The sequence below is a fragment of the Halorubrum ezzemoulense DSM 17463 genome (assembly GCF_002114285.1).
Classification (GTDB): Archaea; Halobacteriota; Halobacteria; order Halobacteriales; family Haloferacaceae; genus Halorubrum; species Halorubrum ezzemoulense.
The window spans coordinates 1-14,294 of the sequence record NZ_NEDJ01000081.1 but is presented as its reverse complement, the minus strand read 5'-3'; the positions used below and the strand labels follow the sequence as shown (position 1 = coordinate 14,294).

The window sequence follows — 14,294 nt, the reverse complement described above, 5'->3', positions numbered from 1 at the left end:
GGGCGGGGGCGACGGCGGAGACGGCGGCGACCTCTCCGGCGAGACGGTCCGGATCGGGGCGCTCCAGCCGACCTCCGGCGACCTCAAGTACTACGGGCAGATCAGCCTCCGCGGGTTCTACTCCGGGTTGGCGTACAAGCACGACCTCGACCCCGTCGAGGAGGCGACGCCGGGCACGTACACGGTCGAGCCCGATGGCGGCCCGACCTACGAGATCATCGTCGAGGACACCGGCTTCAGTCCGGATACGGCCCAGAGCGTCGCGACCGACCTCGTCTTGGAAGAGGAGGTCGACATCCTGTTCGGCGGGACCTCCTCCGACAGCGCGCGCCGGCTCATCAACACCGTCGTCGACGAGACGGACATCCCCTACCTGATCGGGCCGGCGGCCGACGCCGGCATCACGGTGAGCGACGAGTTCTGTCACCCGATGGCGTTCCGCGCGAGCGAGCACACCGCGATGGACGCGCGGGCGGGCGGCACGTACGTCGCCGAGAACTTCGACATCGACACGGTCGCGGTGTTCGCGTCCGACAACGCGTTCGGGCAGAGCGTCGCGGAAAACTACACTCAGGTATTGGAGAACAACGGGGTGGAGGTCTTGGAACCCCGCTTCGTCGAGGTCGGGTACTCCGAGTTCGACGGGCTCTTCGAACAGGCGATGTCGGACGGCGCGACGGGCGTCGTCGGCGGCTTCACCGCGTCCACGCTGCCGCAGTTCCTCACCTCCGCGATCTCCTACGACGTCCAGGTGTTCGGCGGGTTCGCCGCCCTGCTGACGACGCAACTCATCGGCGGGACCATCGAGTCGGCGCTGGGCGAGGGCTTCACCGAGCAGGATATCAAGGACGCCGGGCTCGGACCGTTCACCAGCCGGTACCACTGGAACCAGTACGAGAACTCGATCAACGAGGAGTTCCGGCAGCTACACATCGACGCGTACGGCATCGTGCCGGACCTGTTCAGCGCCGGGACGTTCACCGCCGCCTCGGCGCTCTCGCAGGCCGTCTCGGAGACCGGCTCCACGGACGGCGCCGACATCGCCGAGGCGCTGCGCGGCATGACCGTCGCTGAAACGCCGAAGGGCGCGGACGGGTACACCTTCCAGGAGCACAACAACCAGGCCGCCTCGCAGATGACGGTCGCGTGGCCGGTCCCGACCAGCGACGAGTACGCCGACACCTGGGGCGCGCCGATCATGCCCGGCCAGCCCCTCGAACGGCTCGACGCCGAGGACGTGATGGTCCCCGAAGAGGACGCGAGCTGCTCGCTGTAATGCTGCTGGAGACCGAGGGGCTCACGAAGCGCTTCGGCGGCATCACCGCCGTCGACGGCGTCGACTTCGCGTTGGAGACCGGCGAGCTCTGCTCGATCATCGGCCCAAACGGCGCGGGGAAGACGACGTTCTTCAACCTGCTCACGGGCGTGTTGGAGCCCTCCGACGGGAGCATCCGGTTCGCCCCATCGGGCGGCAGAGACGCGGGGGCGGCCTCCGCCGGTGCCGACGGGACCGGCTCCGCGATCGACATCACGACGGCCTCGCCGGACGAGACGGCGCTCGCGGGGATCCACCGGTCGTACCAGATCACGAACCTCTTCCCGACGCTGTCGGTGCTGGAGAACGTCCGCGTCGCCGCGCAGGCGAGCCGCGGGAACGACTCGTGGAAGCTGTGGCGCAACGTGACCGACTTCGAGGACCACTACGCGGAGGCGACCGCGATCCTCGAACGGATCGGGCTGGCCGAGGAGGCCGAGACCGTCACGCAGAACCTGAGTCACGGCGAGAAGCGTAGCCTCGAGATCGGGGTCGCGCTCGCCGGCGACCCGGATCTGCTCCTGCTCGACGAGCCGACCGCCGGCGTGTCGAGCGAGGGCGTCGACGAGGTCGTCGCGCTGATCGAGGACGTGGCCGAGGATCACTCGGTGATGCTCATCGAACACAACATGGAGGTGGTGATGGACATCTCCGACCGTATCGCCGTCCTCCACCGCGGCGAGCTGATCGCCGACGGGCCGCCCGAGGACGTTCGCGGCGACGAGGACGTTCAGGAGGCGTACCTCGGCGGGTACGGCCGCGAGGGATCCGCCGACGGACGAGAGCGCTCCGCCGACGAGGGAGGGCGCTCGGACGGCGACGCGGCCGCCGACGGCGGCCGACGCGTGCGCGCCGGGGGTGAGTCGCGGTGACGACGCTCGAACTCGACGGCGTCCACACCTACTACGGCGAGAGCCACATCCTTCAGGGGTTGTCGCTGTCAGTCGAGGCGGGCGAGATCGTCGCCCTCGTCGGCCGGAACGGCGTCGGGAAGACGACCACGCTCCGCACCGCGCTCGGGCTCACGCCGCCCCGCGAGGGGACGGTCCGGTTCGACGGGACGGACGTGACGGGGATGGAGCCCCACGAGATCGCCGCCCGCGGCATGGGGTGGGTGCCGGAGGAACGACGCGTATTCTCGCATCTCACGGTCGAGGAGAACCTCCGCGTCGCCGCCCACTCGGCCGCCGATCCCGGCGCTCGGATCGCGGGGGCGTACGAGCTGTTCCCGGCGCTCGACCGCTTCGCCGACAAGGAGGCGGGCGACCTGAGCGGCGGGCAACAGCAGATGCTCGCGATCGCCCGAGGGATGCTCGGCGACAACGACCTGCTGCTCGTCGACGAGCCGAGCGAGGGGCTCGCGCCACAGATCGTCGAGGACGTGGTGGAGGCGCTGCGCGCGGCCTCCGCGGACACGACGATGGTCCTCGTCGAGCAGAACTTCCGGCTGGCGATGGATCTGGCCGACCGCTTCTACCTCATCGACCACGGCGTCGTGGTCGAGGAGGGAGAGACCGCCGGCGTCACGAGCGAGGACGAACGGATCCGGAGGTACCTGACCGCATGAGCCTCGGACCGCTCGCGGGGACCGCCGCGCAGGTCGCCCCGCTCGTCGACCCGGGCGCGCTGCTCGCGACCGGCGGCGCGGTCGACGGCCTCCAGACGGCCACTCGCGTGCTCGCCGAGGGGATCGGCAAGGGCGCGGTGTACTTCACCATCGCGGTCGGCCTGACGCTTGTCTTCGGGCTGATGGGCGTGCTCAACTTCGCGCACGGCGCGATCGCGATGGTCGGCGCGTACCTCGGCGGCTTGGTGCTCGTCCTGCTCGTCGGGGCGAACACCGGGACGGTCGCGACGATCCTCGTCTTCTTCGTCGCGCTGGCGCTCGTGTTCGCGGTCACCACCGCGGCCGGCAGCGCGATGGAGGTGACGCTCATCCGGCCGATCTACGACCGGACGCCTACCTACCAGATCCTGTTGACCTTCGGCGTCTCGCTCATCATCGAGGAGGTCGCCCGGATCGTCTTGACGCTCCGGGGGATCCAGCCGAACCCGCAGTGGCAGGCACCGATGGGCACCGCGCCCGACGTGCTGCTCGGGCGGACCGAGCTGCTCGGCGTCGGCGTCAGGCGGCTGTACCTCTTCGAGGTCGCTATCGGCGCGGTCGTCGCCGTCGCCGTCTGGGCGTTCCTGACGAAGACGCTGTACGGCCTCTACATCCGGGCCGGCAGCGAGGACACCGAGATGGTCCAGGCGCTCGGCGTCGACGTGCGGCAGGCGTTCACCGTCGTCTTCGGCGTCGGGCCCGGCCTCGCCGCGGTCGGCGGCGTCCTGCTGATGTGGGACCCGATCTGGGGCCCCAGCGTCCTCCTGAGCATCGACGTGCTGCTGTACGCGTTCGTCGTCGTGATCATCGGCGGGCTCGGGAGCTTCACCGGGACGCTCGTCGCGGCGGGTATCGTCGGGATCGCCGACTCGGTGACGACGTGGTTGTTCACCACCGGGATCGTCACTTTCCCCGGCCTCTCCGAGGTGACCATCTTCCTCCTGCTCGTGGTGATGCTGATACTCCGCCCGCAGGGGCTCTACGGCGTCGAGGAGGTGGGAGGCCATTAGCGACCCCGACTCCGGTGTCGACGCGGACGCCCCGGCAGACTCCGACGGGTCGGTCGGCGACGCGGGCGCACCGGTCGACGGTTCCGGCGCTCACGTCGACGAATCGGACGCTCCCGTCGACGAGACGGATCCGGTTCCGCCGTCGAAGGCAACCGGCGGCCTCCGCGAATACCTGCGAGACCACGCGGTTCACGCGGCCGTGATCGTCGGGTTCCTGCTGTATCCGCTCGGCTACGAGGCGCTGCTCGCGACGCCGGCGGCGCCGCTCGCGGAGACGTTCCTCCCCGCGATCACGTTCATGGTCGTGGTGCTGTACATGGGGCTGTTCGCGATGAGCTTCGACTTCGTCAGCGGCTACACCGGCTACCTCTCGTTCGGGCACGCTGCCTTCTTCGGGACCGGCGGCTACTTCGTCGTCCTCGCCGCGAACGGGCAGGTGCCGGGGATCCCGGGCGGGACGCCGTTCATGATCACGCTCCTGCTCGGCGCGGTGGTGGCCGGCCTGCTCGCGCTCGTCATCGGGTCGGTGTCGTTCCGGCTCACGGGCGTCTACTTCGCGATGATCACGCTCGGGTTCGCGCAGGTGATCTACGAGCTGATCCGCTCGTGGGGGTACGTCTCGACGAACCCGACCGAGGGCGCGACGGTGAGCGGCGACGCGCTCGCCATCGGCGTCCCCTTCGTCGACGCGCTGAGCCTCGACGTGGGGCGGCTCACGGGCGAGAGCGTCGAGAACCTGCTCGGCCTCGGGATCGACCTGTCGGCGACCGTGGTCTCGTACTACGCGCTCGGGATCGTAGTGGTCGTCTGCTACTTCGCGATGCAGCGGATCATCCACTCGCCGTTCGGGCGCGTGATGATCGCGATCCGCGAGAACGAGGAGCGCGCCCGGGCCGTCGGCTACGCGACCTACCGGTTCAAGCTGGCCGCGTTCGCCATCAGCGGCTTCTTCGGCGCGGTCGCCGGCGGGATTTTCGCCGCCTACTCGCGCTCCGTCGCGCCCGACGGGACGTTCTACTTCCTCGTCACCGCCGACGCGCTGATCACGACGATCGTCGGCGGGTTCGGCACCCTCGCGGGACCGGTGTACGGGACCCTGTTCACGCAGGGGTTAGAGGACGTGCTCTCGACCGAGAGCGGCGGGATCGCGACGCTGCTGCGCGAGGAGCTCCCGGCGAGCGTCCTCGAAGCGGATCTGTTCGGGATCAGCGTGGAGCTGTTCGTCAACACCGCGGTCGACGGGCGCGCCCCGCTGTACCTCGGGATCATCTTCGTGCTGTTCGTGCTGTTCGTCCCGAACGGCATCCTCGGGACGCTACGCGACCGGCTCGGCGGCACCGTCGGGAAGCGGCTCCCGGACCACCTGCGGCGCTACCTCCGGTAGCGTCGCGGGCCCGCGGCTCCGCGGCCTCCGTCGCACGTCCCGCGACGGACCGCGACGTAGACACACGACACATGACCGATATCACGCGATACGACGGAGCGAACCGAACGCGGCGCGGCGAACCGGACCGAACGCGGCGCGGAGGAGACGGATGACCGTCTCGATCACCGGACTGGGGACGTACGTCCCGGACGAGACGATCACCGGCGAGGCCATCGCGGCCGAGAGCGGCATCCCGGAGGAGGTCGTCGTCGAGAAGATGGGCGTCCGTGAGAAGCACGTCTGTCCGCCAGACGACGACCACGCGACCGACATGTCGGTGACGGCCGCCGAGCGCGCGCTCGCGGACGCCGACGTCGATCCGACCGACCTCGACGTGGTCGTCTACCACGGATCCGAGTACAAGGACCACGTCGTCTGGTCGGCCGCGGCGGCGATCACCGACCGACTCGGGGCGACGAACGCGTACGCGACCGAGAGCTACACGCTGTGTGCGGGCGCGCCGATCGCGCTCCGACAGGTGACCGCCCAGCTGGAGACCGAGCCGATCGACACCGCGCTGCTCGTCGCCGCGAGCCGCGAGGAGGACCTCGTCGACTACGGCAACGAGGACAGCTCCTTCATGTTCAACTTCGGCAGCGGCGCGAGCGCGTTCGTCGTCGAGGCGACCGACGGCGGATCGGTCAACAACGAGGCCGATCGCTTCGACGGTCGAGCGCGGGCGACCGTCCGCGCCAGCGCGGCCCAGACCGACGGCTCGTTCGCCGGCGACGTGGTGATGCCGGCGGGCGGGTCGAAGCGCCCGCCGAGCGAGGAGACCGTGCGCGAGGGGCTTCACACCCTCGACGTGCCCGACCCGGACGGGATGAAAGAGCGGCTCGGGCCCGTCTCGCTGCCCGCGTACCTCTCGGTCGCCGACACGGCCCTCGAACGGTCCGGGTTCGACCGCGACGACCTCGACTTCGTCGCGCTCACCCATATGAAGCGGTCGTTCCACGAGCGGGTCCTCGACGAGCTCGGCCTCGATCCAAGGAGCGACGGCTACTACCTCGACGAGTTCGGCCACGTCCAGAGCGTCGACCAGGCGCTCGCGCTGGAGCGTGGCGTCGAGACCGAGCGCCTCGAACCGGGCGACCTCGGCTGCCTGCTCGCGGCCGGGACGGGGTACACGTGGTCCGCGACAGTGATCCGGTGGCGAGGCTGACCGCTTGTAAACAGCGGAGCGTCTCACGGTTCTCCAGAACTCGCAAGACAGGGGGCTCGACTGATCTCTGTGCGGTTCCGTCCGAGACGGGCGATTCGATTACTTACACTGTTACGTCGCGGCTGCCCCTTTGAGTTCCCGCCCCGCACAGCACCTCACGCCTCCCCAGCCTCGTCGCTCACGCCCTCCGGGCGTTCGCGACTCCCTCGCCCGCTCCTCGCGGCCGCCTCCGGCGCCCGCTCGGAGGCACGCGCCACCGCTTCGACGCGTCGTCATTTACAAAATGGCTCGGCCGAGCGTCCGCCTCCGTCGGTCAGTCGCTCTCTCCGTGCGGGACGGACAGCACCGTCGCCTCGCCGGAGAGGACGCGCTCGTCGCGCTCGGGGACGGTCGCGGTCGTCTCGACCGCGACCCGGTCGCCGCCGATGTCGTCGATGACGCTGACGCTCGCTTCGACCGTCTCCCCCGGGTACACCGGCTTCTCGAACGACAGTTCCTGCGAGAGGTAGACGATGTCGCCGGAGAGCCGCGCGAGCGCCGCGGAGACGACCGCGGCCGAGATGATTCCGTGCGCGACGCGGCCGCCGAACATCGTGTCGGCGGCGTACTCGTCGTCGAGGTGGATTGGGTTCTCGTCGCCCGAGAGGGCCGCGAACGCCTCGATCGTCTCCTCGGTGATCGTTACTTCGTGCGTCGCCGTCTCGCCGACCGTCGCGACTGGCATACCGATCGGACGCGCGCCCGCCGCCTCAATCCCGCGGTTCAGCCTCGAACCCGTGCTGCGTCGGGGACTGCCTCCGGCGTGGATCAGTCGTCCGCCGGCGCGTCGACCACGTCCACGTCGGTGGGGTTCGCGCCGCCGTACGCCTCGACCAGCTCATCCAGTCGGTCCGGATCGTCGGCGTGGGCCAGCGGCTCCGTCGCCGTCTCGCAGGCGGCGTCGACGCCGAGGCGGTCGCAGACCTCGTCGACGGTCGTCTCGGCCATCTGGCGGTAGGTGGTCAGCTTGCCGCCCACGACGCTGTACAGCCCGGCCGCGCCGTCGCGGTCGTGGTCGAGCAGCGTGAACCCGCGCGAGATCCCGCGGCGGTCCGACCCCGCCTCGTCGGGCGAGTAGAGGGGGCGGACGCCCCACCACGTCCGGGCCGTCGGCGCGTCGGCGACCGCGGGGAGCATCGCGGCGCACTCCTCGACGGAGCGCTCGATCTCCCAGTCTTCCGTCTCGTAGTCGTCGGGGTCAGAGACCGGCACGCTCGTCGTCCCCAGCACGACCTCGCCGTCGTGGGGCACGACGATGTCACCGTCGTCGGGGTCGCGACACCGGTTCAGCACGGGCGGCGCTCCGTCGTACTCCACCGAGACCATCACGCCCCGGCTCGGGGCCATTCCGACCTCGACGCCGGCCATCTCGGCGATCGAGTCGGCCCACGCACCGGTGGCGTTGACGACGATGTCCGGGGTCAGAGTCGCATCGACCGCGCCGCCGACGCGGACGGACTCGACCGCGCCGTCGCGGACCGTCACGTCCTCGACCGGCGCGTGCGGGTGAACGGTCGCGCCGCGGCGCTCGGCGTCAGCGGCGTTGGCGGCAACCAACCGGGACGGGTAGATGACGCCGTCGGGCACGCGGAACGCCTCTTGGACCTCGTCGGCGAGGCCCGGCACCGCCTCGCTGGCGGCGTCGCCGTCGAGCCGTTCGGTCTCGATGCCGATCGCCTCGCAGGCCGCGATCTTCTCCTCGAAGTAGTCGGGGTCGTCGCCGTCGAGCCGGACGAACAGGCCGCCCGTTTCGCGGACGCACGCCCCGGCGATATCACGGAGCGTCCGGTTCTCGACGATACACTCCTCGGCCCCCTCGGCGTCGGCTTCCGCGTAGCGGGCCCCGCTGTGGAGGAGGCCGTGCGACCGACCGGAGGTGCCGCTACCCAGGCCGCCGCGGTCGACGAGCGTCGCGTCGACGCCGCGCATGGCGAGGTCCCGAGCGATGCCCGTTCCCGTCGCGCCGCCGCCGATCACCAAGACCGTCGAGTCGTCGCTCACGCGACGGTCACCCGGGTTGGCGCGGGAGCGTGCTCCGCCGCGAGACGCCGTCGATTCCGGTCACTGTCGATCATGCCATATATACGCATTCCGCGCACTTGAGACTGCCGTCGAACGAGGGAGAAAACCGGTTTCGAAAGGGTGTTACCGGCCGAATTCCGGATCCGGCCGCGACGGCGGCTCAGCGCGGTCCGCCGGCGTCGGCGGGGCAGGTGTCGACGCCGAGCACGGAGTAGAGGCCGCAGGTCCCGGTCGCGGCGGTCGCGAGCATCGCGAGGGCGACGACGCCGAGCACCGGGGCCGCGACCGCGGGGAGGGGCCCGGAGCCCGCGAGGGTGGCTAACGAGGCGGCACCGGCGACGGCACCGACCGCAGTCCTGACGCGCTTGTCCATCGCACCGACGTTTTGGTTCATGCGTCACAATACGGCTCACGGCCGTATGAACCTTTCCACCGCCGACTCGCCTCTCGCGTTCACCCGAACTCGTCGAGGCCGGTCTGCGAGGTCGCGTCGGCGTCGTCCCCGTCCGCCTCGGCCGGCTCGCCGTGGTCGGCCGCGATCGACCGCGCGGCCCCGACACCCCCCGACAGCGACGCGCGTCGCGCGATCTCTTCGTCGCCGAGGCGGGCCGCGGCCGCGCCGTGGACCGCGCCGTAGCGCTCGCGGAACTCCTCCCGGGCCGCCTCGTAGTCGACGACGGGGTACGGGTACGCCTCGCCGATCTCGATCCCGACCTCGCGCTGGACCGCGAGCGGCGTCTTCTCGGGGGCGTCGAGGTGCGCGGCGGGGAGCGGGTCGAGCTCGGGGACCCACCGCCCGACGAACTCGCCGTCGGGGTCCTGATCGCGGACCTGCTTGCGGGGATCGTACAAGCGCAGTCCCGGGCGGCCGACCAGCCCGCACTGCGACTGCCACTGGGTGTAGTTGATCGCGGGGTCGCCGTCGATCAGGTGCTCGTAGAAGTGGTCGGCGCCGATCCGCCACGGCTGTTGGAGGATGTGAAAGTAGAACGACGCGCACAGCGCCCGCATCCGGAAGTTCAGCCACCCCGTCTCGCGCAGGCAGCGCATGCTCGCGTCGACCATGGGGAACCCCGTCTCGCCGCGCTTCCACGCCGCGACGAGGTCCGGATCGTGGCGGTCGCCGTTGAACCCCTCGTACACCGGGTTCACTGCGCGGTCGAGCCACCCCGGCCAGTCGAGCAGCTTCTGCGTGTAGTGGCGGTTCCAGAACAGCCGCGAGACGTACATCGACTTCCCGCGCCCGTCCGGCGCGCGCTCGTCGACGTGGCGGTGGACCTCGCGGACCGACAGGCAGCCGAACCGGAGGTACGCCGAGAGGCCGCTCGTCCCCTCGCGGGCGTCGACCGGCGAGGATATCGACCCCGGATACTCGGCGATCCGCTCCGCGAACGCGCGGAGTCGATCTTTCGCCGGACCGCGTCCGCCCGTCGGGACGCGCGTCTTCGTCGGGGCGACTCCGTAGGCGTCGCTCACCCGGTCCGGGTCGACGCCCGTCTCGACGCGCTCAACCGCGACCGACCGGGGGTCCCAGTCGAACGGGTCGGCGGCGAACCAGGACTCGACGCGGTCGCTCCAGTCCTCGCGGGGTCGGTCCGCGTCGCGGACGAGCCCGTCGCCCGCGACAAAGCGGACGCCGAGCCGCTCGCGGGCGCGCTCGTCGCGCTGGCGGCCGTACCGCCCGCTCGCCGTCGCGCTCGCGACGACCTCCCAGCCGGCGTCGACGAACCGGGCGAGCACGTCCAGCGGGTCGCCGTGGCCGTACGTCAGCCCCGCCCCGCCCACGTCGCGGTACTGGCGGTCGAGGTCCCGCAGGCAGTCGTGAAGGAACTCGATCCGGGCGTCGCAGGCTGCGCCGCGCTCGTCGTAGAAGCCGGGGTCGAAGACGAACAGCGGGAGGATCCGGTCGGCGTCCGCCGCGGCTGCCGCGAGCGCGGGGTTGTCCGCGATCCGCAGATCGTCTCGGTGCCAGACGACGGTGCCCGGCTCGTCGGGAGCGTCGTCGGACCGAGAGATCGACCGAACCGCATCCGGGCTGGGAGCCCTCGGAAGCGGCGCGTCCTCGCCGGGAGCCATGGGTTAGCTCTGTTACGAGTTCCCGTCGCATGGGCCTGTCGGCCGGGCTCGGACGCGGCGCGGGCTCGGGGACGGGAAACGTTGAATAGGGTTCCGCCACCGTTACTTCACGGATGTCTGACACAGACGAGACCGACGTACTGCGCGAACTCGCCTCGCTGCCGACGATCGCGAGCCCGCGCGTGTCCCCGGACGGCGAGACGGTCGCCCTCTACTACGACGTCACCGGCCGCAACGAGCTTCACCTTCTCAACCCCGCCGACGGCTCGTTTGAGCAGCTCAGCGACGGCGACGTGCCGCGCTCCGTCCGCGCCGGCTTCGAGTGGGACCCGAGCGGCGACCGGCTCTTCTATCACCGCGACGAGGGCGGCGACGAGCAGCACGACGTGTGGGCGATGTCGCTTGACGGCGAGAGCGAGCCCGTCGTCGAGATGGACGGCCAGATCCGGCTCCACGACGTGGGCGAGAACGGCGAGACGCTCCTGCTCGGCTCCAGCCGCGACGGGCAGATGAACCTCTACCGCCACGACGTGTCGACCGCCGAGACGACGAAGCTCACCGACTACGAGCGTGCGGTCGCAGCCGGCGAACTCTCCCCCGACGGCGACCGGATCGCGTACACCACGAACGAGACCGACGCCTACGAGAACAGCGACGTGTACGTCGCCGACGGCGACGGGTCGAACGCCGTGAACCTAGAGATCGGCGATGTCGGCGCCGAGGCCGCGCCGGCGGACTGGGGTCCTGACGGTGACCGCCTGCTCGTCGTCGACAACACCACCGACCTCGGGCGGGCCGGGATTGTTGACCTCGCCGACGGCGTCGAGGACGCGACGGTGGCGTGGTTCGGCGAGGGCGAGTTCGAGGAGTCGCCGAGCCACTTCCTCGAGGGCGGCGACCGGTTCGTCGTGAGCCGGACGCGCGGGGCGGTGACGGTGCCCGTCGTCTACGACGCCGACACGGGCGAGAGCGAAGAACTCGACTTCCCCGCGGGCGTCGCGAGCGTCACTGAGGGCCGGCTGGCCGACGACCGCCTCCTCGCGTACCGGACCACGTCGAGCCGGCGGCCGGAGCTGGTGGCGTACGATCTCGCCACCGACGACGCCGAGACGGTGTTCGACGCGGAGTACGGCCCGTTCGACCCCGACGACTTCGTCGAGCCCGAGACGGTCTCGTTCGTCTCCGACGGGGTCCCCGAGACGCCGGCGCGGGCGGTCGACCACGACCCCTACGAGGAGTTCGAGATCGAGGGGCTGCTGTTCGACTCCGGTCGCCGACCCTCGCCACTGGTCGTCAATCCGCACGGGGGGCCGCGACACCACGACATGCGGCGGTTCAGCTACCGCGTCCAGTTCCTGCTCTCGCGCGGCTACTCCGTGCTTCAGGTGAACTACCGCGGCTCCACGGGGCGCGGCCGCGAGTTCGTCGAGGAGCTGTACGACGACTGGGGCGGCGCCGAGCAGGGCGACGTGGCGACGGGCGCCGAGCACGTCCTCGACGAGTACGATTGGCTCGACGAGGACCGCGTCGCCGTCTACGGCGGCTCCTACGGCGGCTACTCCGCCAACTGGCAGATGGTCCAGTACCCGGACCTGTACGCCGCCGGGATCGCGTGGGTCGGCGTGAGCGACCTGTTCGACATGTACGAGAACACCATGCCCCACTTCCGGACGGAGCTCATGGTGAAGAACCTCGGCGAGCCGGACGAGAACGAGGCGACCTACCGGGAGCGCAGCCCGGTGAACTACGTCGAGAACGTCGGCGCGCCCCTCCTAATCGTCCACGGTGTCAACGACCCGCGGGTGCCCGTCTCGCAGGCGCGGATCCTCCGCGACGCGCTCGACGAGGCCGGCTTCGAGGAGGGCGACGACTACGAGTACGAGGAGCTCGGCGAGGAGGGCCACGGCTCGGGCGACATCGACCAGAAGATCCGCTCGCTGGAACTGCTCGACGACTTCCTCGACCGTCGGATCGGCGCGGAGCGCACCGCCGTCGCCTCGCTGGACGACTAGCGAGGCGCGGTTCGGGCATTAGCGACGCGGCGTTCGACTGACGCCGGCGGTCGACTGGTGTCGGCGGGCGGGACCGATTACGCCGTGGTTTAACACGCGGTCGGTCGAACGGGGGGTATGGCACTCGCGGACCCCGATCTCTCGGACTCGACGGCGTTCATCACCGGAACGACGCGCGGCATCGGCAAACAGATCGCGCTCGCGCTCGCTGACCGCGGCTGTAACGTCGTCTCGACCGGCAAGACGACGGACGACGACGACTCCGAGCTGGCGGGGTCGATCGAGCAGACGGCCCGGGAGGTGCGCGAGCGCGGGCCGGAGGCGCTCGCGCTCGAACTCGACCTCCGCGACGAGGACCGCGTCGAGGCGGTCGTCGAGGAGGCGATCGACCGCTTCGGCGAGGTCGACATCGTCATCAACAACGCGAGCGCGATCCAGCTGGCGAACGTCGCGGACCTCCCGGCCGACCGGTTCGACCTCCTGACCGACGTGAACGTCCGCGGGACCCACCTCGTCGCGCACGCGTTCGCCGACCACCTCGCGGGGCTCGACGAGGCGTGGCTGCTGTCGAACTCGCCGCCGATCGTGACCGACCGCTCACCGGGGAAGGCGCCGTACGCGTGGTCGAAGCTCGGTATGTCGTTCATCACGCTCTCGCTCGCCGAGGAGCTGGCGAGCGACGACGTGGGCTGTAACACCTTCTGGCCGGTGACGACGATCGACACCCGCGCGACGCGCTACTTCGGGCTCGGGACGGAGGACGACTGGCGCACCCCCGAGGTCGTCTCCGACGCCGTCCTCGAGATCCTCGCGCGCGACCCCGCTGAGTGTACGGGCAACAGCTTCTACGACGAGGACCTGCTCCGCGAGGCAGGCGTGACAGACTTCTCCGCGTACAACGTCACCGAGGGCGACCCCGCCCCCATGTCCGCGCGGCTGTTCGCGCCCGAGTTCGAGCGCGAGGACTGAGCGGGTCGACTCACTCCGTGACCGCCGCCCGCAGCGCCGCGGTCGCCGCTTCCGGGTCCTCGGCGGCCGTGATAGCCGACAGCGCCGCCACGCCGGTCGCCCCCGCCTCGACCACCGGCGCGGCGTTCCCCGCGTCGACGCCGCCGATCCCGATCACCGGGAGGTCGACCGCGTCGGCGACCGCGGCGATCCGCTCCGTCCCGATCCCGTCGCGGTCGCCGGAGACGTCCTTCGAGTCGGTGCCGTAGACGGCGCCGACGCCGAGGTAGTCGGCCCCAGCGGCCTCGGCCTCGCGCGCCTGCTCCACCGTCGAGGCCGACACGCCGACGACGGCGCCTTCTCCCAGCCGCTCGCGGGCGACCGACACCGGGAGGTCCGTCTGCCCGAGGTGAACCCCGTCCGCGTCTATCGCGGCGGCGAGGTCGATCCGGTCGTTCACGAGCAGGGGGACGCCGGCCGCCGCGGTCAGCTCCCGGAGCCGGAGCCCCGTCTCGTACCGCTCGCGGTCGGTGGCCGCCTTGTCTCTGAGCTGGACGACATCGACGCCGCCGGCGAGCGCGGCCGCGACGACCTCGGGGGTCGACCGCCCCGCGGACCGGCTCACCGCGGTGACGAGGTATGTTCGCCACTTAGTGATATTCATGCGTAATTATCGGC

At 70.7% G+C, this 14,294-nt stretch carries 13 protein-coding genes; 8 read left to right on the top strand and 5 right to left on the bottom strand.

The window, feature by feature from the left end; translation table 11 throughout:
- The 6 genes from B9H04_RS15655 to B9H04_RS15630 all read left to right on the top strand — a co-directional run.
- Window positions 1–1,276, top strand: a 1,276-nt coding sequence (locus tag B9H04_RS15655; protein ID WP_085682849.1) for an ABC transporter substrate-binding protein, incomplete at its 5' end; no start/stop codon positions are given.
- A complete protein-coding gene (locus B9H04_RS15650; protein ID WP_049932950.1) occupies window positions 1,276–2,187 on the top strand; it encodes an ABC transporter ATP-binding protein in 912 nt (303 codons plus the stop codon). The genes B9H04_RS15655 and B9H04_RS15650, both read left to right, overlap by 1 nt.
- Window positions 2,184–2,882 carry an ABC transporter ATP-binding protein gene (locus tag B9H04_RS15645; protein WP_049932949.1) on the top strand — a complete coding sequence of 233 codons (699 nt, stop codon included), beginning with the start codon at window positions 2,184–2,186 and terminating at the stop codon, window positions 2,880–2,882. Before B9H04_RS15650 ends, B9H04_RS15645 begins: the two co-directional genes overlap by 4 nt.
- Complete coding sequence (locus tag B9H04_RS15640; RefSeq protein ID WP_085682848.1) at window positions 2,879–3,931, top strand: branched-chain amino acid ABC transporter permease; 1,053 nt, start codon at window positions 2,879–2,881, stop codon at window positions 3,929–3,931. The genes B9H04_RS15645 and B9H04_RS15640 overlap by 4 nt, the downstream gene beginning before the upstream one ends.
- Before the next feature lie 199 nt (window positions 3,932–4,130).
- Window positions 4,131–5,315 (top strand): branched-chain amino acid ABC transporter permease, encoded by a 1,185-nt coding sequence (locus tag B9H04_RS15635; RefSeq protein WP_080508617.1) that lies wholly within the window; start codon window positions 4,131–4,133, stop codon window positions 5,313–5,315.
- 151 nt (window positions 5,316–5,466) lie between these two features.
- Window positions 5,467–6,519: a 3-oxoacyl-ACP synthase gene (locus B9H04_RS15630; RefSeq protein ID WP_049932946.1), complete on the top strand. Its 1,053-nt coding sequence runs from the start codon at window positions 5,467–5,469 to the stop codon at window positions 6,517–6,519.
- Window positions 6,520–6,832: 313 nt separating this feature from the next.
- Here B9H04_RS15630 and B9H04_RS15625 read toward each other — a convergent pair whose 3' ends face one another.
- From B9H04_RS15625 to B9H04_RS15610, 4 genes are all read right to left on the bottom strand, one after another.
- A complete protein-coding gene (locus B9H04_RS15625; protein WP_049932945.1) occupies window positions 6,833–7,243 on the bottom strand; it encodes a MaoC family dehydratase in 411 nt (136 codons plus the stop codon).
- A gap of 83 nt (window positions 7,244–7,326) precedes the next feature.
- Window positions 7,327–8,559: an FAD-dependent oxidoreductase gene (locus B9H04_RS15620; protein ID WP_049932944.1), complete on the bottom strand. Its 1,233-nt coding sequence runs from the start codon at window positions 8,557–8,559 to the stop codon at window positions 7,327–7,329.
- A gap of 181 nt (window positions 8,560–8,740) precedes the next feature.
- Entirely contained in the window at window positions 8,741–8,974 is a 234-nt protein-coding gene (locus B9H04_RS15615) for a YgaP-like transmembrane domain (RefSeq protein ID WP_049932943.1), read from the bottom strand.
- 59 nt (window positions 8,975–9,033) lie between these two features.
- Window positions 9,034–10,656, bottom strand: coding sequence for an FAD-binding domain-containing protein (locus B9H04_RS15610; protein WP_049932942.1), 1,623 nt, complete (start codon window positions 10,654–10,656; stop codon window positions 9,034–9,036).
- Between the two features lie 113 nt (window positions 10,657–10,769).
- Here B9H04_RS15610 and B9H04_RS15605 point away from each other — a divergent pair, with 113 nt between their 5' ends.
- Together B9H04_RS15605 and B9H04_RS15600 are read left to right on the top strand one after the other, a co-directional pair.
- Window positions 10,770–12,668 (top strand): S9 family peptidase, encoded by a 1,899-nt coding sequence (locus B9H04_RS15605; RefSeq protein ID WP_049932941.1) that lies wholly within the window; start codon window positions 10,770–10,772, stop codon window positions 12,666–12,668.
- A gap of 117 nt (window positions 12,669–12,785) precedes the next feature.
- Complete coding sequence (locus tag B9H04_RS15600; protein ID WP_049932940.1) at window positions 12,786–13,637, top strand: SDR family oxidoreductase; 852 nt, start codon at window positions 12,786–12,788, stop codon at window positions 13,635–13,637.
- A 10-nt stretch (window positions 13,638–13,647) separates the two neighbouring features.
- Here B9H04_RS15600 and thiE read toward each other — a convergent pair whose 3' ends face one another.
- Complete coding sequence (thiE, locus tag B9H04_RS15595; RefSeq protein WP_049932939.1) at window positions 13,648–14,280, bottom strand: thiamine phosphate synthase; 633 nt, start codon at window positions 14,278–14,280, stop codon at window positions 13,648–13,650.
- Window positions 14,281–14,294 lie beyond the last annotated feature (14 nt).